The organism is Streptomyces sp. NPDC059169 (assembly GCF_042755225.1).
In the GTDB taxonomy this organism is placed as follows: domain Bacteria; phylum Actinomycetota; class Actinomycetes; order Streptomycetales; family Streptomycetaceae; genus Streptomyces.
Genome location: NZ_JBHZCF010000008.1, coordinates 279,265 through 298,157, shown reverse-complemented (window position 1 = coordinate 298,157; position 18,893 = coordinate 279,265). Strand labels below are relative to the sequence as shown.

Annotated in this window: 15 protein-coding genes and 1 pseudogene; 14 read left to right on the top strand and 2 right to left on the bottom strand. The window is 72.1% G+C overall.

The window, feature by feature from the left end; genetic code table 11:
• Nucleotides 1-305 precede the first annotated feature (305 nt).
• Both ACFXOM_RS17775 and ACFXOM_RS17770 read left to right on the top strand, forming a co-directional pair.
• The gene (locus ACFXOM_RS17775; RefSeq protein ID WP_384931100.1) at nucleotides 306-1,739 is read left to right on the top strand and encodes an NAD-dependent malic enzyme; all 1,434 of its coding nucleotides are present in this window, start codon (nucleotides 306-308) and stop codon (nucleotides 1,737-1,739) included.
• Between the two features lie 359 nt (nucleotides 1,740-2,098).
• Complete coding sequence (locus tag ACFXOM_RS17770) at nucleotides 2,099-2,380, top strand: HU family DNA-binding protein (RefSeq protein ID WP_004571953.1); 282 nt, start codon at nucleotides 2,099-2,101, stop codon at nucleotides 2,378-2,380.
• Between the two features lie 235 nt (nucleotides 2,381-2,615).
• Here the strand turns inward: ACFXOM_RS17770 and murA are convergent, their stop codons facing one another.
• Nucleotides 2,616-3,956, bottom strand: a complete 1,341-nt coding sequence (murA, locus tag ACFXOM_RS17765) for a UDP-N-acetylglucosamine 1-carboxyvinyltransferase (RefSeq protein WP_384931101.1) — start codon at nucleotides 3,954-3,956, stop codon at nucleotides 2,616-2,618.
• 285 nt (nucleotides 3,957-4,241) lie between these two features.
• Here murA and ACFXOM_RS17760 point away from each other — a divergent pair, with 285 nt between their 5' ends.
• The 11 genes and pseudogenes from ACFXOM_RS17760 (at nucleotide 4,242) to ACFXOM_RS17710 (ending at nucleotide 16,985) form a co-directional block, all read left to right on the top strand.
• Nucleotides 4,242-4,802, top strand: coding sequence for a YqgE/AlgH family protein (locus ACFXOM_RS17760; protein WP_384931104.1), 561 nt, complete (start codon nucleotides 4,242-4,244; stop codon nucleotides 4,800-4,802).
• Nucleotides 4,803-4,832: 30 nt separating this feature from the next.
• Nucleotides 4,833-5,123 (top strand): DUF3039 domain-containing protein, encoded by a 291-nt coding sequence (locus tag ACFXOM_RS17755; protein ID WP_384931106.1) that lies wholly within the window; start codon nucleotides 4,833-4,835, stop codon nucleotides 5,121-5,123.
• A gap of 1,456 nt (nucleotides 5,124-6,579) precedes the next feature.
• Nucleotides 6,580-7,458 carry an FAD binding domain-containing protein gene (locus ACFXOM_RS17750; protein WP_384931109.1) on the top strand — a complete coding sequence of 293 codons (879 nt, stop codon included), beginning with the start codon at nucleotides 6,580-6,582 and terminating at the stop codon, nucleotides 7,456-7,458.
• Nucleotides 7,455-9,089, top strand: coding sequence for a 2Fe-2S iron-sulfur cluster-binding protein (locus tag ACFXOM_RS17745; RefSeq protein ID WP_385038400.1), 1,635 nt, complete (start codon nucleotides 7,455-7,457; stop codon nucleotides 9,087-9,089). Before ACFXOM_RS17750 ends, ACFXOM_RS17745 begins: the two co-directional genes overlap by 4 nt.
• The gene (locus tag ACFXOM_RS17740) at nucleotides 9,086-11,389 is read left to right on the top strand and encodes a xanthine dehydrogenase family protein molybdopterin-binding subunit (protein ID WP_384931115.1); all 2,304 of its coding nucleotides are present in this window, start codon (nucleotides 9,086-9,088) and stop codon (nucleotides 11,387-11,389) included. Before ACFXOM_RS17745 ends, ACFXOM_RS17740 begins: the two co-directional genes overlap by 4 nt.
• 10 nt (nucleotides 11,390-11,399) lie before the next feature.
• Nucleotides 11,400-12,317: pseudogene (locus tag ACFXOM_RS17735) on the top strand (MFS transporter); the annotation flags it as partial.
• 41 nt (nucleotides 12,318-12,358) lie between these two features.
• Nucleotides 12,359-12,559, top strand: a complete 201-nt coding sequence (locus ACFXOM_RS17730; RefSeq protein WP_384931118.1) for a hypothetical protein — start codon at nucleotides 12,359-12,361, stop codon at nucleotides 12,557-12,559.
• On the top strand, nucleotides 12,556-12,951 hold the full coding sequence (locus ACFXOM_RS17725) for a type II toxin-antitoxin system death-on-curing family toxin (RefSeq protein WP_384931121.1): 396 nt from the start codon (nucleotides 12,556-12,558) through the stop codon (nucleotides 12,949-12,951). The genes ACFXOM_RS17730 and ACFXOM_RS17725 overlap by 4 nt, the downstream gene beginning before the upstream one ends.
• Nucleotides 12,952-13,178: 227 nt before the next feature.
• Nucleotides 13,179-14,963 carry a DEAD/DEAH box helicase gene (locus ACFXOM_RS17720; protein WP_384931124.1) on the top strand — a complete coding sequence of 595 codons (1,785 nt, stop codon included), beginning with the start codon at nucleotides 13,179-13,181 and terminating at the stop codon, nucleotides 14,961-14,963.
• Nucleotides 14,964-15,334: 371 nt separating this feature from the next.
• On the top strand, nucleotides 15,335-15,976 hold the full coding sequence (locus ACFXOM_RS17715; protein ID WP_384931127.1) for an IclR family transcriptional regulator: 642 nt from the start codon (nucleotides 15,335-15,337) through the stop codon (nucleotides 15,974-15,976).
• A 211-nt stretch (nucleotides 15,977-16,187) separates the two neighbouring features.
• Nucleotides 16,188-16,985 carry a PDZ domain-containing protein gene (locus ACFXOM_RS17710; RefSeq protein WP_384931129.1) on the top strand — a complete coding sequence of 266 codons (798 nt, stop codon included), beginning with the start codon at nucleotides 16,188-16,190 and terminating at the stop codon, nucleotides 16,983-16,985.
• Between the two features lie 38 nt (nucleotides 16,986-17,023).
• Here the strand turns inward: ACFXOM_RS17710 and ACFXOM_RS17705 are convergent, their stop codons facing one another.
• Nucleotides 17,024-17,497: an Lrp/AsnC family transcriptional regulator gene (locus ACFXOM_RS17705; RefSeq protein ID WP_384931132.1), complete on the bottom strand. Its 474-nt coding sequence runs from the start codon at nucleotides 17,495-17,497 to the stop codon at nucleotides 17,024-17,026.
• A 122-nt stretch (nucleotides 17,498-17,619) separates the two neighbouring features.
• Between ACFXOM_RS17705 and hppD the strand changes: the two genes are divergently transcribed.
• A complete protein-coding gene (gene hppD / locus ACFXOM_RS17700) occupies nucleotides 17,620-18,765 on the top strand; it encodes a 4-hydroxyphenylpyruvate dioxygenase (RefSeq protein ID WP_384931135.1) in 1,146 nt (381 codons plus the stop codon).
• Nucleotides 18,766-18,893 lie beyond the last annotated feature (128 nt).

Here is an 18,893-nt window from a genome sequence, read left to right as displayed (position 1 = left end):
ACCGGCCCGATCCAAGCCCCCGGGCCCAACCTTCGTCCCTTAGAGGGACCACTTGCCGCGAGGCGAGCATGGCGGGTCGGTGCCGCTCAGTACGTGAAGCAGGGAAGCAGAGGTCCGCGTCACTCACGGGTGATGCGGACCTCTTCTGTTTGGACCAGAACTTCTCGTATTGTGGAAAATAGTTTTCAAAAACAAAAGGACCACTATTACCTGCTACTGGCAGGTAGGTGCGACCATCGGATGGCCTCGCCCGGCCGTGTCGGGCGACGCAGCAATGAAGCTAGGGAAAGCAGAGGAACTCGGCCATGGCAACGGCGCCCAGCGTCTCGTACTCGATGACGGTCCGACTGGAGGTGCCCGCGAGCGGAACCGCCGTCTCGCAGCTCACCACGGCAGTGGAGTCCTCCGGCGGTTCGGTCAGCGGCCTCGACGTCACTGCTTCCGGCCACGAGAAGCTCCGCATCGACGTCACCATCGCCGCGACCTCGACCACGCACGCGGACGAGATCGTCGAGAAGCTGCGGTCGATCGAGGGCGTCGTCCTCGGCAAGGTCTCGGACCGCACGTTCCTGATGCACCTCGGCGGCAAGATCGAGATGCAGTCCAAGCACCCCATCCGCAACCGTGACGACCTCTCCATGGTCTACACACCGGGCGTTGCGCGCGTCTGCATGGCGATCGCCGAGAACCCCGAGGACGCGCGGCGTCTGACCATCAAGCGGAACTCCGTCGCAGTCGTGACGGACGGCTCCGCCGTGCTCGGCCTGGGCAACATCGGCCCGAAGGCCGCCCTGCCCGTCATGGAGGGCAAGGCGGCCCTCTTCAAGCGGTTCGCCGGCATCGACGCCTGGCCGATCTGCCTGGACACCCAGGACACCGACGCGATCGTGGAGATCGTCAAGGCGATCGCCCCCGGCTTCGCCGGCATCAACCTCGAGGACATCTCCGCACCCCGCTGCTTCGAGATCGAGGCGCGACTGCGGGAAGCGCTCGACATCCCCGTCTTCCACGACGACCAGCACGGCACCGCCATCGTCGTGCTCGCCGCCCTGACCAACGCGCTGCGCGTCGTGGGCAAGGCGGTCGAGGACGTGCGGGTCGTGATGTCCGGCGCCGGCGCGGCCGGTACGGCCATCCTGAAGCTGCTCATCGCCGCGGGCGTCAAGCACGCGGTCGTCGCCGACATCCACGGCGTCGTGCACGCCGGCCGTGAGGACCTGGTGGACGCCGCGCCCGGATCCGCACTGCGTTGGATCGCCGACAACACCAACCCCGAGGGTGTCACCGGCACGCTGCGGCAGGCCGTTCGCGGCGCCGACGTCTTCATCGGCGTCTCCGCCCCCAACGTGCTCGGCGCGGACGACGTCGCGGCCATGGCGGACGGCGCCATTGTGTTCGCGCTTGCGAACCCGGACCCGGAGGTGGATCCCGCAATCGCCCGCCAGACGGCAGCAGTTGTGGCCACCGGCCGCTCGGACTTCCCCAACCAGATCAACAACGTGCTGGTCTTCCCCGGTGTCTTCCGAGGCCTGCTGGACGCACAGTCCCGCACGGTGAACACGGAGATGATGCTCGCGGCGGCGACCGCCCTCGCGGACGTGGTCACGGAGGACGAGCTCAACCCGAACTACATCATCCCGTCCGTCTTCAACGACAAGGTCGCGGGCGCCGTGGCCGGGGCTGTCCGGGACGCCGCGCGGGCTGCGGGTGCAGCTGTGACGGGCCCCCCGTCAGCCTGACCACGGCGCGTCGCGAGTCGCGGGCTCCGGAGCACCCCTCTAGGGTTGCGGAGCATGGGCCTGCGACCGTCCGCCCACCCGCGGACGGCGGCATCACGGCTCCGGGGAGTCCGCAAGGAGTCGACGGAACGTCACCACGATGAAGCACTGGCGCTTTTCGTGTGACTCCGGAGGGTGCCGGATTGGCTTTCCCGCCGCTGGTAGGGGCAGGATGCCCCTGAGGACCTGCGTCCCAGGGGGAACCCACGGGCGTGGAGGGGTCTCTGACAGCAGACCCGGTCCGGGGACTGTCCGAGGGCCCTGGCAGCATCGGCTTCGATCTCACGCCTCACAGGCAAGAAGAACACGGGAGTAAGAACATGAACCGCAGTGAGCTGGTGGCCGCGCTGGCCGACCGCGCCGAGGTGACCCGCAAGGACGCCGACGCCGTGCTGGCCGCTCTCGCCGAGACCGTCGGCGAGGTCGTCGCCAAGGGCGACGAGAAGGTCACCATCCCCGGCTTTCTGACCTTCGAGCGCACCCACCGTGCCGCTCGCACCGCACGTAACCCGCAGACCGGTGACCCGATCCAGATCCCGGCCGGTTACAGCGTGAAGGTCTCCGCGGGCTCGAAGCTCAAGGAAGCCGCGAAGGGCAAGTAAGTCCAGGCGCGGAAGGGCGGCCACCCCTGTCCTGGGGTGGCCGCCCTTTTGTCTGCGCGGCGCAGCGCCGAGCCGGCCCGTTGTGATCTCGCACCGCACCGCACCGCACCGCACCGCATCGCATCGCATCGCACCGCACCCGCCGGACGGCCGCACGCACGACGGCTGCGCCGGAGCGTCCGGATGGGCCGCGCTGAGAAGGTCCCGGGCGGGCCCGTCACGGGGCGGGGGAGCGTCAGACGACGGCGCTGCGGGGGAGCTCCACCTTCGCGCCCAGCTCCATGAGCTTCTCCATGAAGTTCTCGTAGCCGCGGTTGATCAGGTCGATGCCGTGGACCCTCGAGGTGCCCTGGGCCGCCAGAGCCGCGATCAGGTACGAGAAGCCGCCGCGGAGGTCCGGGATGACCAGGTCCGCGCCCTGGAGCTTGGTGGGCCCGGACACGACCGCCGAGTGCAGGAAGTTGCGCTGGCCGAAGCGGCAGTCCGAACCGCCGAGGCATTCCCGGTACAGCTGGATGTGGGCGCCCATCTGGTTGAGCGCGGAGGTGAAGCCCAGCCGGGACTCGTAGACCGTCTCGTGGACGATGGAGAGGCCCGCCGCCTGGGTGAGGGCCACCACCAGCGGCTGCTGCCAGTCGGTCTGGAAGCCGGGGTGCACGTCCGTCTCCAGGGCGATCGCGTTGAGCGAGCCGCCCGGGTGCCAGAAACGGATGCCCTCGTCGTCGATCTCGAAGGCGCCGCCGACCTTCCGGTACGTGTTGAGGAAGGTCATCATCGAGCGTTGCTGTGCGCCGCGCACGTAGATGTTGCCCTCGGTGGCGAGCGCCGCGGACGCCCACGAGGCGGCCTCGAGCCGGTCGGGCAGCGCCCGGTGCGTGTAGCCGCCGAGCCGGTCGACACCGGTGATCCGGATCGTGCGGTCGGTGTCCATGGAGATGATCGCCCCCATCTTCTGCAGCACGCAGATGAGGTCCTCGATCTCCGGTTCCACCGCGGCGTTCGAGAGCTCGGTGACGCCGTCCGCCAGGACGGCGGTGAGGAGTACCTGTTCGGTCGAGCCGACCGAGGGGTACGGCAGGCGGATCTTGCAACCGCGAAGACGCTGCGGCGCCTCCAGGTACTGCCCGTCCGCCCGCTTCTCGATCTTCGCGCCGAACTGACGGAGCACGTCGAAGTGGAAGTCGATCGGCCGGCCGCCGATGTCGCAGCCGCCCAGACCGGGGATGAAGGCGTGGCCGAGCCGGTGCAGCAGTGGGCCGCAGAACAGGATCGGGATCCGCGAGGAGCCCGCGTGGGCATCGATGTCGGCGACGTTGGCGCTTTCCACGTGCGTCGGGTCGAGCACCAGTTCGCCGGGCTCGTCACCGGGGCGGACCGTCACCCCGTGCAGTTGCAGCAGCCCGCGGACGACCCGTACGTCGCGGATGTCGGGCACGTTGCGCAGACGGCTCGGCTCGCTGCCGAGCAGCGCGGCGACCATAGCCTTCGGCACCAGGTTCTTGGCGCCGCGGACGCGGATCTCGCCCTCCAGCGGGGTTCCGCCGTGGACAAGCAGTACATCGTCTGTGCCGGTCATGAATCTCGCGTTCCGGAGGGCCCCCCGATGGAGCGCGGGGGGAGTCGGGCAGGGCCAGTGAGTAAGGGTAAGGGGCGATTACCCCTCTGCCGTAAGGCCAAGGGGGGACCTCATGCGTAATGAATTCGGCACAATACGCTCTGTTCGGGCGTACGTGCGGACGGTTACCATCCGTCTGTTCCCGGGCCTGTGCGCTCCTGCCGCCGCGGTGCGCCCTGAGCTGCGTCCGCTCACACTCCGCCGCCCGCTCCCCGCGGAGGGCGAAGATGGGGGATCATGTCTCGCATGACCGAGGTGTCCTCCCTCACAGGGCGGCTGCTCGTCGCCACTCCGGCCCTCGCGGATCCGAACTTCGACCGCGCGGTGGTCCTGCTGCTCGACCACGACGACGAGGGCTCTCTCGGCGTGATCCTCAACCGGCCCACCCCCGTCGGCGTCGTCGACATCCTGGAGCCCTGGGCCGGTCTGGCGGGCGAGCCCGGAGTGGTCTTCCAGGGCGGCCCCGTGTCCCTCGATTCCGCGCTCGGCGTCGCCGTCATCCCGGGTGACGAGGGGCCACTCGGCTGGCGCCGGGTGTACGGGGCGATCGGGCTCGTCGATCTGGAGGCCCCTCCTGAACTGCTCGCGGCGGCGCTGGGATCGCTGCGGATCTTCGCCGGGTACGCGGGCTGGGGCCCCGGCCAGCTGGAGGACGAGCTGACCGAGGGCGCCTGGTACGTCGTGGAGTCCGAGCCCGGCGACGTCTCCTCGCCCCGTCCCGAGGCGCTGTGGCGCGCGGTGCTGCGCCGGCAGCGCAGCGAACTCGCGATGGTGGCGACCTATCCCGACGACCCTTCGCTGAACTAGAACCCGTCGCCCTTCAGTACCCTGGCACTCATGAGCACTCTTGAGCCCGAGCGCGGGGCAGGTACGGGCACCCTCGTGGAGCCGACGCCGCAGGTGTCGCACGGCGACGGCGACCACGAGCGCTTCGCCCATTACGTCCAGAAGGACAAGATCATGGCGAGCGCCCTCGACGGCACTCCCGTGGTGGCACTGTGCGGCAAGGTCTGGGTTCCGGGGCGCGACCCCAAGAAGTACCCGGTCTGCCCGATGTGCAAGGAGATCTACGAGTCCATGGGCCCCGGCGGGGACAAGGACAAGGACAAGGGCGGCAAGGACAAGTAACCAACCGGTCCTCCTGCCGTGCAGGACGGCCCCCCGGACGTGCGGAGGCGCGCCCGGGGGGCCGTCCTGTTCACGAGCCCGTGCCGGCCGGGGGTCGGTGAGCCCTGCGGAACGGGCGCAGCGTGCCCCGCCACGGTCCCGGCGCACGTCCCGCGGGCTGCGGGAAGCGGCTCCGTGGTCAGGGAGCCCGCCGGGCTGCGTCGCCGACCGCCGCCCCGGCGGCCGTAGCACACCGGACGGCTGCCTGCTGCACCGCGAACCGTGCCGCCCCGAGCGGGCGGCGGCGTGAGGAGTCCCGTGCCCGGCGGGACGTGCGTGACCGCGCCGTGCGGTACGCGACGGCGATGGCCGGGCAGTTGCCGAGCGGAGGGGGCGAGCGTCGTGCGCCGAGCGGTCCGGGGTGGTCCCCTGGGTGGCGGATCTGTGCGGGGCGCGCCGGTGGCTCCCCGAGCCGGCGGCGAACTCCCCCTGGCAGGCGTCGGGATGGACAAGTCCGTTTCCTGTGCGCTCCCGTGACGCGTGGGCTCCCCGCCTGCCGCAGCAACGCCGTTGTGGCGAAAGGGTGTGCGGCCAGCGCGGCGCGGTCGCATCGGGTGCCGGGTCGTCAGGCCCGTTCCGACCACCGGGGAGCAGCCCGCTCCCCGGCCGGGTGCCCGCGCCGGCGCGGAACGGTCAACTGCCGTCCCCGCGCGTCCGGTGGCGCCGTCCGCGGATGCCGCGGCACCGTCCCGCGGGCCACTCGCCGTGCGCCGCCCGGTCGTTGTGCCCGCGGGCCCGGCTTCGGTGAAGGCCCCACTCGGCCGTCGAACGAGGCATCGGTGCCGCCGGATGGTCGTGCGGGCCCGGGCCCGCCGCGTGCGGGTCGGTGGCGGAGCCGGTGAGCGGGCGGTTCGGCGCGTGCAGCCACCCGCCGACCGTGCGCCGCTCGCGCCGCGGGTGCCGACCGGTGGCGCCCGGTCGTGGACGCGCGGGCGTCGCCGACCGAAGGGCCTCCCCCGTCCGTCGGCGTGCGTCGCGGAGCTGTCCCCCGCGGCCGGACGAAGGCCCGCCCCGGGCGGGCGCCTTGACGAGCCGGTGTCGCCGCCGGTCGCCCCGTGGCCCGGTGTCGCCGGCGGGAAGCACCCGTGGGTACTCGGACGCCCGATCGAGGGGGCGCCCCCAAACGTGTGAGCCCGAGCCCAAGGGGCTGTCTCGCGTACGGGTCCCTGGGACCGTGAAGGGCCATGCAGGAAAGCCGTACAAGGAAGGCCGAAGGGCGGCAATTGGTTCGTACCGGCTGTATTGCCGTGAATCGGGCCATTCGCCTCGGTGAGGAGGACTGGGGCGAACAAGTCCTTCGCGGACCCTCGCTCCGGACTGGTCGGAATATGTGCCAGAGTTGCCACGTCCGGGCTGAGAACACGTACGGTACGGCAACACAGGCGGACAGCCGGGACACCGGGAAGGGGCAGCTGGGTTGACCACGCACGCACCGCAGGCGGCGCAGTCCGTGACGCTGCCGGGCTCGCTCGACGAGGCCGTGGCGGCACTCACGGCCATGCCCGCCGCCGTGCCGGTCGCGGGCGGCACGGATCTGATGGCGGCCGTCAACAAGGGCCGGCTGCGGCCCGCCGGCCTCGTCGGTCTCGGCCGCATCAACGAGATCCGCGGCTGGCAGTACCAGGACGGCCATGCGCTCCTCGGTGCCGGCCTCACCCACTCCAGGATGGGGCGGCCCGACTTCGCCGCACTGATCCCCGCGCTCGCCGCGTCCGCGCGCGCCGCCGGTCCGCCGCAGATCCGCAACGCGGGCACGCTCGGCGGCAACATCGCGAGCGCGGCACCCGCGGGCGACACGCTTCCCGTGCTGGCCGCCCTGGAGGCGGACCTGGTCATCGCCGGCCCCGGCGGCGCCCGCCGCGAGATCCCGGTGTCCCATCTGCTCGCCGGCCGCGAAATGCTCGAACCCGCCGAGCTGATCGGCTTCGTACGCGTTCCCCTGCTGCACGCCCCGCAGGTCTACCTGAAGGCCACCGGGCGGACCGGCCCCGGGCGGGCCTCCGCGTCCGTCGCGGTGGTCCTCGATCCGGCGCGGCGCGGAGTGCGCTGCGCCGTCGGCGCCATCGCCCCCATGCCGCTGCGACCGTTGGAGGCGGAGCGCTGGATCGCGTCGCTGATCGACTGGGACGGCCAGCGGGGCCTGGCACCCGAGGCCCTCGCGGCGTTCGGGGAGTACGTCGCCGCTGCCTGCATCCCGGACCCCCAGGACGACGAGCAGCTGCCGCCGGCCGTCCTGCACCTGCGGCGCGTGGTCGCCGCCCTGGCTCGACGAGCACTGGGGAGGGCGCTGTCATGAGCTCCGAAGAGAATCCGCCGCAGAACCCCGCCCCGCAGCACGGCGGCTGGCAACCGGTCCCGCACGGGGGGGAGTACGACGCCGACGCCACGGCCTTCGTCCAGCTGCCGCCCGACGGAATGCCGGACGAACCCCCGTTGGCGGCCCCCGGGCACGGCTACGTACCGCCCCGGATCGCGTCCCCGCCGCCGGGTGCGGCGGCGGACCCCACGGCGACGGGCTCGTGGACCGTCCCCCCCCAGGCCGCGGGTAGCGGCGAAGCGCCCCGTTGGCCCGAGCCCGCCCACGAGCCGCACCACGCTTCCGGGAGCGGGGGCGACCCCGATCCGCACGCCACGCAGGAGTGGGCGTTCCCCGAGGCGGGGGAGTCCGCCGGGGGCCGTGACGCCGCCACCACCCAGGACGCGTCCGCGGACCTCACCGGCCAGTGGACGATCCCGGTCGCCCAGGGAGACCTGCCGGACGAGTCGGGCGAGTTCACGACGTCATCGCTGGCGTCCCAGTGGGGCGGCGGATCTCCGCCGGCCACGCTGCCGGGCGGGGCGCCGGCGCCGTGGGCGACCACGTCGCCCGAGGGCGGCACGCCCGTTCCGGACATGACCTCGTACCCGGCGACCCTGCCGGGCGGGGCGCCCGCCCCCTGGGCGACGGAGCCGTACGCCGAACACGTGGCGCCGGAAGAGCGGGCCGGGGCCGCCGAACACGTGGCGCCGGAAGAGCCGGCCGGTGCCGTCGAGCCCGCGGCGCCGGAAGAGCCGCCCGGTGCCGTCGAGCCCGCGGTACCGGAGGGGGCGGTCGAACCGGAGGCCTCCGCAGTCCCCGCCGCGGAACCAACGGTGGCACTCGAGCCGCGGCCCACCGAGGCCGTCCGGGACACGTCCGATGAGCCCGGCGAGGCCGTACCCTCCACCCCCTCCGCGGAGCGGCACGAGCCGTCGCCGACGGACGCGCAGCCCGCCACCGCGGCGCAGCAGCAGACGCCGGAGCCCGAACCGCCCGCGGAACCCGCCGCCCCACCGAACGACGAACACCCCCACATGTCGTACCTCCTGCGGGTGAACGGCGTGGACCGCCCCGTCACGGACGCCTGGATCGGTGAGTCGCTCCTGTACGTGCTGCGCGAGCGCCTCGGCCTCGCGGGCGCCAAGGACGGCTGCTCCCAGGGCGAGTGCGGCGCCTGCAACGTCCAGGTCGACGGACGGCTCGTGGCCTCCTGCCTGGTGCCCGCCGCCACCGCGGCCGGTGCGGAGGTCCGCACCGTCGAGGGGCTGGCGGCCGACGGGGAACCGTCCGACGTCCAGCGCGCCCTCGCCCGGTGCGGAGCCGTGCAGTGCGGCTTCTGCATCCCCGGCGTCGCGATGACCGTGCACGACCTGCTGGAGGGCAACCACGCCCCCACGGAGCTCGAAACGCGCCAGGCCCTCTGCGGCAACCTCTGCCGCTGCTCCGGCTACCGGGGCGTCCTGGAGGCGGTCCGCGAGGTGGTGGCCGAACGCGAGGCGAGTGCGGCCGCGGCCGACGAGGCCCACGACGGGGCCGAAGGGATCCACGAAGGGGCCCGCATCCCGCACCAGGCACCTCCGGGCGCCGGTAGTGTGCAGCCCCACCCGCACGACGGAGGCATGGTGTGAGCAACGACGCGGCCACCGCGAACCCGGCGGTCGACGGACCCCAGCAGGAGCTGCCCCCGCACGGTCTCGGTGCGTCGCTCCCACCGGCCGACGCGCGTGCCAAGACGGAGGGCACGTTCCCGTACGCCGCCGACCTGTGGGCCGAGGGACTCCTCTGGGCGGCGGTCCTGCGCTCGCCGCACCCCCACGCGCGCATCACCGGCATCGACACCTCCGCCGCGGCCGAGATGCCGGGCGTCCGGGCCGTCATCACCCACCAGGACGTCCCGGGCGACGCCGCGTACGGCCGTCGGATCGCCGACCGCCCCGTCTTCGCCTCCGACCTCGTACGCCACCACGGCGAGGCCATCGCCGCCGTCGCCGCGGACCACCCCGACACCGCCCGGCTGGCCGCCGCCGCCATCGCGGTCGACTACGAGGTGCTCGAGCCCGTCACCGATCCGGAGAAAGCCTTCGCGGCCGAACCCCTCCACCCCGACGGCAACCTCATCCGCCACATCCCGCTGAGCTACGGAGACCCGACGGTCACCGGAGAGGTCATCGTCGAGGGCCTCTACCGCATCGGCCGCCAGGATCCGGCCCCCATCGGCGCCGAGGCAGGGCTCGCCGTGCCGCGCCCCGACGGCGGCGTCGACCTCTACACGGCCTCCACCGACCCGCACACCGACCGCGACCTGGCCGCCGCCTGCTTCGGCCTCGCTCCGGACCGGGTGAAGGTCGTGGTGACCGGTGTCCCGGGGGCGACCGGCGACCGCGAGGACCCGGGCTTCCAGATCCCGCTCGGGCTGCTCGCCCTGCGCACCGGGTGCCCGGTCAAACTGGCCGCCACCCGCGAGGAGTCCTTCCTCGGCCACGCCCACCGCCACCCCACGTTGCTCCGTTACCGTCACCACGCGAACCCCGACGGCGGCCTGGTCAAGGTGGAGGCGCAGATCCTGCTGGACGCGGGCGCGTACGCCGACGCCTCCGCCGAGTCCCTGGCGGCCGCCGTCGCCTTCGCCTGCGGCCCGTACGTCGTGCCCCACGCGTTCGTCGAGGGCTGGGCGGTGCGCACCAACAACCCGCCGTCCGGCCACGTCCGGGGTGAGGGCGCGATGCAGGTGTGCGCCGCGTACGAGGCCCAGATGGACAAGCTGGCCGTGAAGCTGGGCCTGGACCCCACCGAGGTCCGGCTGCGCAACGTGCTGGCCACCGGTGACCTCTTGCCCACCGGCCAGACCGTTACCTGCCCGGCGCCGGTCGCCGAACTCCTCGAAGCCGTCCGCGACTTCCCACTGCCCGAGCTGCCCAAGGACAGTCCGGAGGACGGCTGGCTGCTGCCCGGCGGCCCCGAGGGAGCCGGAGAGCCCGGTGCGGTGCGCCGCGGTGTCGGCTATGCGCTCGGGATGGTCCACATGCTCGGGGCGGAGGGCACCGACGAGGTGTCCACGGCCACCGTGAAGGTCCAGGACGGTGTGGCCACGGTGATCTGCGCGGCCGTCGACACCGGCCAGGGGTTCTCCACCCTGGCGCGTCAGATCGTCCAGGAGACGCTCGGCATCGACGAGGTCCACATCGCCTCCGTCGACACCGACCAGCCCCCGGCGGGAGCCGCCACCCACGGCCGGCACACCTGGGTGTCGGGCGGTGCGGTCGAACGGGCCGCGAAGATGGTCCGCACCCAGTTGCTGCAGCCCCTGGCGCACAAATTCGGCATGTCCACCGAGCTGCTGCAGATCACCGACGGCAAGATCACGTCGTACGACGGCGTGCTGTCCACGACCGTCACCGAGGCGATGGACGGCAAGGAGCTGTGGGCCACGGCGCAGTGCCGCCCCCACCCCACCGAGCCCCTCGACGACCACGGTCAGGGCGACGCCTTCGTCGGGCTCGCCTTCTGCGCGATCCGTGCGGTCGTCGACGTCGACGTGGAACTCGGTTCCGTACGGGTCGTCGAGATGGCCGTCGCCCAGGACGTCGGCAGGGTCCTCAACCCCGCCCAGCTCGCCGCTCGTATCGAGGCGGGCGTGACCCAGGGGGTTGGTGCGGCCCTGACGGAGAACCTCCGTACGGCCCGCGGTCTGGTCCGCCACCCGGACCTGACGGGGTACGCGCTGCCGACCTCGCTGGACGCGCCGGAGGTCCGCATCGTCAAGCTCGTGGAAGAGCGCGACGTGGTGGCCCCGTTCGGCGCCAAGGCGGCGAGCGCGGTGCCGGTCGTGACCTCGCCCGCGGCGGTCGCCGCCGCGGTCCGGGCGGCCACGGGGCGTCCGGTCAACCGCCTGCCGATCCGTCCGCAGGCGGCGGTGGCCGCTCCCTGATCGGGCGGTCCACGTCAGCGGGAGGGCGGTCCTGCGGGGCCGCCCTCCACCGTTGGCGCACCTGCCCGCGGTGCGAGCCCGCGGCGAGTCGCCGGCGACAGCCCGGCGCCGCTGTCCCGGCGGTCCGGCCTTCGACGCGCGGCGCACCAGGCTGGCCGTCGGGGTCACGCTGGGCGCGGCGCTCCTGCAGTATGCGGGGCACGACCTGCGGTGGGCGTCGCTGGCCCCGGCTGTGGCGGGCGCGGCCCTGTTGGTGCCGGCCTTCGCAGGGGACCGGGGCCTGATGCCCCGTGGGACATACCGCGCGGCCCGCGGCCTGCCGTCGGTGGTGTTCCTCCGCGGACTGGCCGCCGGGTCGTTCGTGGCTGCCGAATCGTTCATCCCGCTGATGCTCGTCACCCAGCGGGGGCTGTCCCCGACGCTCGCGGGCCTGTCGCTGGCGCTCGGCGGGGCGACCTGGGCACTCGGGTCGTACGTCCAGTCGCGGCCGCGACTGGAGCCCCGTCGTGAACGGCTGACGGTCGTCGGGATGGTGCTCGTCGCCACCGCGATAGCGACGGCGTCGTCCGTGCTGCTCCCCTCCGTACCGGTGTGGCTGGTCGCCGTGGCGTGGGGGTGGGGATGCTTCGGCATGGGGCTGGTCTACTCCTCGACCAGCGTCCTGCTGTTGAAGCTGTCGGCCCCGAAGGAGGCCGGCACGAACTCGGCGGCCCTGCAGATCTCCGACAGCCTCTGCAACGCCCTGCTCCTGACGGCGGGCGGTGCGGCCTTCGTCGCGCTCGGCGGGGGAGCCGTCGGCGCCCATTCGGCCTCCGCCGCCGCGGGCTCCCACCCGGCGGCCTTCGCCGCGGTGTTCCTCCCCATGGCCGCGGTGGCGCTGGCCGGAGCCTGGGTGGCCACGCGCCTCCAGCCCCCGGGCACCCGGTGACTCACCGAGCGACGGCGCGGGGGCCCGCTTAGCATCGGGCCATGCACGAGCTCACGATCATCCTCGACGATGCCGAACGCGAGGCGCTGCTGGACCTCGCCGACGCACAGGACCGGAACGCGGAGGAGCTCGCGCACGACGCGGTGCACCACTACCTGCGGTTGCAGAGCGACCGGCTCGCGGCGCTCGCGGGTCGGCTGGCGCAGCAGCACGCCGGACTGCTGAGGAGGCTGGGCACATGACCCACCAGACCACCAGCCAGACGCGTCACCTGACCGTCGGCGAGGTGACCGGGATCGCCCGGATCGCGGTCGGCGGGCACCGGCCCGAGCTGCGGGCCGGTGGTCTGCTGGAGTCCGCGGTGCACTGTCCGAGGGCGCGGACGTACGGCGTCGCCGCGTACCCCGACCTCTACGAGCAGGCGGGCGCGCTCCTGCACGCCCTTGCCGCGAACCCCCCCTTCCTGGACGGCAACAAACGCACGGCCTGGCTGTCCACCGCGGTCTTCCTGGCCGTCAACGGCGCGGATCTCGCAGGCATCGACCAGGACCGGGCGTACGACCTGGTCGTCGCCGTCGCGGCCGGGGAACTCACCGATCCGGCGGCGATCGGGGCGGTGCTGCGCTCGCTGTGAGCCGCGGTCCCAGGTGTCGGACGGCGGATGTGAGGCGGGTCTCACCCCATCGCGCAGCGGCCTCGTGAGGCCCGCGAGACGACCGTCGCACCGGTAGGGTGGCCCGGTTGTCGTACGTAACGCCGTGGCCGAGCCCGCCCGCTGTCGGCCATCACCCCGCCTGGCGCCCCCGGGACCCCGCCCGGGAGGACCCCAGCGCGCGGTGGACCCGATTCGAACCGGAGACCGTGACTACTACCGCCTCCCACCATCTGTCACCCGCCTTCCCCGGCCGTGCCCCCTGGGGTACGGCCGGCAAACTGCGCGCCTGGCAGCAGGGCGCCATGGAGAAGTACATCCAGGAGCAGCCCCGCGACTTCCTCGCGGTGGCGACGCCCGGGGCAGGCAAGACGACCTTCGCGCTCACGCTCGCGTCCTGGCTGCTGCACCACCACGTGGTGCAGCAGGTCACGGTGGTCGCACCCACCGAGCACCTGAAGAAGCAGTGGGCGGCCGCTGCGGCCCGGATCGGCATCAAGCTGGACCCGGAGTACAGCGCGGGGCCGCTGAGCAAGGAGTACCACGGCGTCGCCGTCACCTACGCCGGCGTCGGCGTACGCCCGATGCTGCACCGCAACCGCAGCGAACAGCGCAAGACCCTCGTCATCCTGGACGAGATCCACCACGCAGGTGACTCCAAGTCGTGGGGCGAAGCATGCCTGGAGGCGTTCGAGCCGGCGACCCGTCGACTCGCCCTCACCGGAACGCCGTTCCGGTCCGACACCAACCCCATCCCCTTCGTCACCTACGAGGAGGGGAACGACGGCATCCGGCGCTCGGCCGCCGACTACACCTACGGCTACGGGAACGCCCTCGGCGACGGTGTCGTCCGGCCCGTCATCTTCCTGAGCTACAGCGGCAACATGCGTTGGCGCACCAAGGCGGGCGACGAAGTCGCCGCTCGGCTCGGCGAGCCGATGACCAAGGACGCCGTCTCGCAGGCATGGCGCACCGCCCTGGACCCGCGAGGCGAGTGGATGCCGAACGTCCTGCGCGCCGCCGACCAGCGGTTGACCGAGGTCCGCAAGTCCATTCCGGACGCGGGCGGCCTGGTCATCGCCTCCGACCAGGACTCGGCCCGCGCCTACGCCAAGCTCATCCGTGAGATCACCGGGACGAAGGCGACCGTCGTGCTGTCGGACGACGCGGGTGCCTCGAAGCGGATCGACGAGTTCAGCGAGGGCGAGGAGCGCTGGATGGTCGCCGTCCGGATGGTGTCGGAGGGCGTCGACGTCCCACGGCTCGCCGTCGGGGTCTACGCCACCACCATCTCGACGCCCCTCTTCTTCGCCCAGGCCGTCGGCCGCTTCGTCCGCTCCCGCCGGCGCGGCGAGACGGCGTCCGTCTTCCTGCCCACCATCCCCATGCTGCTGGGCTTCGCCAACGAGATGGAGGTCGAGCGCGACCACGTGCTCGACCGGCCGAAGAAGGACGGGGAGGAAGACCCCTACGCCGAGTCCGAGAAGGAGATGGACGAGGCGAACAAGCAGCAGGACGAAGACACGGGGGAGCAGGACATGCTTCCCTTCGAGGCCCTGGAGTCCGACGCGGTCTTCGACCGGGTGATGTACAACGGTGCCGAATTCGGCATGCAGGCCCATCCGGGGAGCGATGAGGAGCAGGACTACCTCGGCATCCCCGGACTGCTGGAGCCCGAGCAGGTCCAACTGCTGTTGCAGAAACGGCAGGCGCGGCAGATCGCGCACAGCCGCAAGAAGCCGGACGAGGAAGCCGACCTGCTGGAGCTGCCGGCCGAACGGCGGCCCGTCGTCTCGCACAAGGAGCTGCTGGAGCTGAGGAAGCAGTTGAACACGATGGTGGGAGCGTACGTCCACCAGAGCGGCAAGCCGCACGGGGTCGTCCACACCGAGCTGCGCCGGGTGTGCGGGGGGCCGCCGAGCGCGGAGGCGACGGCCGGTCAGATCCGGGAGAGGATCAAGAAGGTACAGGAGTGGGCCACGCGGATGCGGTGAGCCCGGCGGGTCGGTGAGGAGGGTCCGGACGCGGAGGCGCCCGGACCCTCCTCTTTTGCCGTTCCGCCCCCTTTCGCCCCGGTACACAGGACGCTGAAAAGCCATATACGTCGCGAAGTTCCAGGTCGTCGGCGAGTACCCCGCCGTGGACGGTGCACGGCGGGCTCCTGCGCCCGGATTCTGGACGAGGTCTTCCGCTGAGCGGACCGGGTCGCTACATTCCCCGCAAACGAAACGCCCCGTGGCAGCGCCGCCGCGGAGCGCAGCCGGTGTGCATGGCCTGCCGGCGGCCTCTCCGTGCGTCGCCGTGGGACCGGTGCCGCTGGACCCGTGAGAGCGTCGCCGTCACTCACCACGAAGGAGTGGGCGTCGTGACCGCGGAGACTTCCCAGACGCTCGACCGGGGACTGCGTGTCCTCAAACTGCTCGCCGACACCGACCACGGCTTGACCGTCACCGAGTTGTCCAACCGGCTCGGGGTCAACAGGACGGTCGTCTACCGCCTCCTCGCCACCTTGGAACAGCACGCCCTGGTCCGCCGTGACTTGGGAGGCCGGGCCAGGGTGGGGCTCGGGGTGCTGCGCCTCGGGCGCCAAGTGCACCCGTTGGTGCGGGAGGCGGCGCTGCCGGCGCTGCGCTCGCTCGCCGAGGACATCGGTGCCACGGCCCACCTCACCCTGGTCGACGGGGCGGAGGCGCTGGCCGTCGCCGTCGTCGAACCGACCTGGACCGACTATCACGTGGCGTACCGGGCGGGTTTCCGGCACTCGTTGGACCGGGGAGCGGCGGGCAAGGCCATCCTCGCGGCGCGGCAGGGCGGGCTGTCGGAGCCCGTGTGCACGCTGACCCACGGGGAGCTCGAGGCGGGCGCGAGCGGTGCCGCCGCACCGCTTATCGGGGTCACCGGCATCGAGGGCAGCGTGGGTGTGGTGATGCTTGCCGACTCGGTTCCGGAGCGGGTGGGGCCGCGCGTCGTGGACGCGGCCCGCGAGGTCGCGGACGCGCTGCGCTGACGGCCGTCCTCCGGTGTGCCCGCCCCGGTGGGCACGACGCTCTGCGGGAGTGCCGCCCGTGTCCCGGTACTTCCCGGCAGCCGGCCGGAATCCGCGCGGTGCGGCCGCACCGCCAGGAGTGCCTGCGGGCTGCCCGCGGAGGCGGGAGCAGCCCGTGGGCAGCCCCGTGACCCCGCTCGGCCCACGGTAGACGGACCGATACATTGACCCCGTGCTGCCTAGCCTCTCTCGTCTCTCGCGTCCCTGGGCCCTCGCCATCAGTGCCGTGCCCGTGGTCGGGCTGCTCGCGGTCGCCGCGTTCGCGCCGCTGCCGTTCGCCGTGGCCCAGCCAGGGCAGACCACCAACGTCCTGGGAGTGGACCAGGGCACCTCGGTGATCAGGGTCTCGGGCGCGCCCACGCGGACGACGACCGGCGCCCTGCGGATGACGACGATCCTGGCGACCGGTCCCTCGGTCGAGGTCGGCTTCGGAGACGTCCTGGACGCGTGGTTCCGCAAGGACCGGGCCGTACTGCCGCACGACGCGGTCTACCCGCCGGGTCAGTCCGACCGGGAAATCGAGAAGCACAACACCGCCGAGATGGCGAAGTCCCAGGCCAGTGCGGTGCAGGCCGCCCTCGGCTACCTCAAGAAGGACCCGCAGAAGGTGAAGGTCAACCTGCACCTCGCGGACGTCGGCGGGCCCAGCGCCGGACTGCTCTTCTCCCTCGGGATCGTGGACAAGCTCGACGGCAACGGCGCGGGGGGCGACCTCACGGGCGGACGGAACATCGCGGGCACGGGGACGATCGACCCGAAGGGCAAGGTCGGTGCCGTCGGAGGCGTCGCCCTGAAGACCCAGGCCGCGGCGCGCGACGGGGCCACCGTGTTCCTCGTGCCGAAGGCCGAGTGCCAGGAGGCCGAGGCCGAGCGCCCCGAGGACATGCGGCTGATCCCGGTCACGAGCCTGGAGGACGCGGTGTCCGCGCTGCGGGCCTTGCAGGAGGGCGGTCAGGTCCCGCAGTGCTGATCCGGGAGTCCCGGTCGGGCGCCCCGTGACGAGCGGCCTCAGCCCGCGTCCTGCGCGGCCTGCTCCACCAGCGGGATGATTCGCAGCGGTACCGGGTTCTCCATGACGATCGCCGTCGACGCCCGCACGATGCCCTCGAAGCGGACGACGCGGTCGATCACCCTCTGGAGGTCGGCGTTGGAGCGGGCGACCAGCCTGCACAGCATGTCGCCGTGGCCGGTCGTGGTGTGCAGCTCGAGCACCTCGGGGACGGTGGCGAGGTGGGCCCGCACGTCCGCGCCCTGGCCCTGCTTGATCTCCAGCGTCGCGAAGGCGGTGACCGGGTAGCCGAGCGCCGCGGGGTCGACGTCGGGTCCGAAGCCCCGGATCACTCCGTTCGACTGGAGCCTGTCCAGTCGCGCCTGGACAGTGCCGCGTGCGACTCCGAGGCGCCGGGACGCCTCCAGTACTCCGATCCGCGGCTCCCGCGCGAGCAGCACGATGAGTCTGCCGTCCAGATGATCGATCGCCACTCCAGCCTCCTGGGTAGTCATCCTGTACAGATCGCCTGGCCAAAACGGACATGGGTTGGGCAGATTGACCAGCCGATACACAAACTATTGCGCAGCTTGTGGATGGGAGAGAGTCTGCCGCCATGACCGAGACCCTGGATCACACCCCCGACACCGCCCGGCAGGCCGACCCCTTCCCGGTGAAGGGTATGGACGCGGTTGTCTTCGCCGTCGGCAACGCCAAGCAGGCCGCGCACTACTACTCCACCGCCTTCGGCATGAAGCTCGTGGCCTACGCGGGCCCGGAGACCGGCAGCCGTGAGACCGCCTCGTACGTGCTCACCAACGGCGCCGCCCGCTTCGTGTTCACCTCCGTCATCAAGCCCTCCACCGACTGGGGCCGGTTCCTCGCCGACCACGTCGCCGAGCACGGTGACGGCGTCGTCGACCTGGCCATCGAGGTACCGGACGCCCGGGCCGCCTACGCGTACGCGACCGAGCAGGGCGCCCGCGGCATCGAGGAGCCCCACGAGGTCAAGGACGAGCACGGCACGGTCGTCCTCGCCGCCATCGCCACGTACGGCAACACCCGTCACACCCTCGTCGACCGTTCCGCCTACAACGGCCCGTACCTTCCCGGCTTCAAGGCGGCGGAGCCGATCGTCGAGCCGCCGGCGAAGCGGACCTTCCAGGCCATCGACCACTGCGTGGGCAACGTCGAGCTCGGAAAGATGAACGAGTGGGTGGCCTTCTACAACAAGGTCATGGGCTTCACCAACATGAAGGAGTTCGTCGGCGACGACATCGCCACCGAGTACTCGGCACTGATGTCGAAGGTGGTCGCGGACGGCACCCTCAAGGTGAAGTTCCCGATCAACGAGCCCGCGATCGCGAAGAAGAAGTCGCAGATCGACGAGTACCTGGAGTTCTACGGCGGAGCCGGCGTCCAGCACATCGCGCTCGCCACGAACGACATCGTCGCGACCGTGCGCACCATGCGTGCGGCCGGCGTCCAGTTCCTGGACACGCCCGACTCGTACTACGACACCCTTGGCGAGTGGGTCGGCGACACCCGTGTCCCGATCGAGACGCTCCGCGAGCTGAAGATCCTCGCCGACCGGGACGAGGACGGCTACCTGCTGCAGATCTTCACCAAGCCGGTCCAGGACCGTCCGACCGTCTTCTTCGAGCTCATCGAGCGGCACGGGTCCATGGGGTTCGGCAAGGGCAACTTCAAGGCCCTGTTCGAGGCGATCGAGCGGGAGCAGGCCAAGCGCGGGAACCTGTAACCCGCCGGATCCGGCACAACGGCCCGGGGGGGGGGGAACGGGAGTAGGGGGGGGGGGGGGGTGTGGGGGGGGGGGTGGAAGAAGGCACAAAGCCAGGGAGGAGGGGGGGAGTGGGGGGGAGGGGAAAC

Excerpts from the sequence above, each read along its gene's own strand:
- ACFXOM_RS17775 (WP_384931100.1), top strand. The coding sequence starts at position 306 with ATGGCAACGGCGCCCAGCGTCTCGTACTCGATGACGGTCCGACTGGAG.
- ACFXOM_RS17770 (WP_004571953.1), top strand. The coding sequence starts at position 2,099 with ATGAACCGCAGTGAGCTGGTGGCCGCGCTGGCCGACCGCGCCGAGGTG.
- murA (WP_384931101.1), bottom strand. The coding sequence starts at position 3,956 with ATGACCGGCACAGACGATGTACTGCTTGTCCACGGCGGAACCCCGCTG.
- ACFXOM_RS17760 (WP_384931104.1), top strand. The coding sequence starts at position 4,242 with ATGACCGAGGTGTCCTCCCTCACAGGGCGGCTGCTCGTCGCCACTCCG.
- ACFXOM_RS17755 (WP_384931106.1), top strand. The coding sequence starts at position 4,833 with ATGAGCACTCTTGAGCCCGAGCGCGGGGCAGGTACGGGCACCCTCGTG.
- ACFXOM_RS17745 (WP_385038400.1), top strand. The coding sequence starts at position 7,455 with ATGAGCTCCGAAGAGAATCCGCCGCAGAACCCCGCCCCGCAGCACGGC.
- ACFXOM_RS17730 (WP_384931118.1), top strand. The coding sequence starts at position 12,359 with ATGCACGAGCTCACGATCATCCTCGACGATGCCGAACGCGAGGCGCTG.
- ACFXOM_RS17725 (WP_384931121.1), top strand. The coding sequence starts at position 12,556 with ATGACCCACCAGACCACCAGCCAGACGCGTCACCTGACCGTCGGCGAG.
- hppD (WP_384931135.1), top strand. The coding sequence starts at position 17,620 with ATGACCGAGACCCTGGATCACACCCCCGACACCGCCCGGCAGGCCGAC.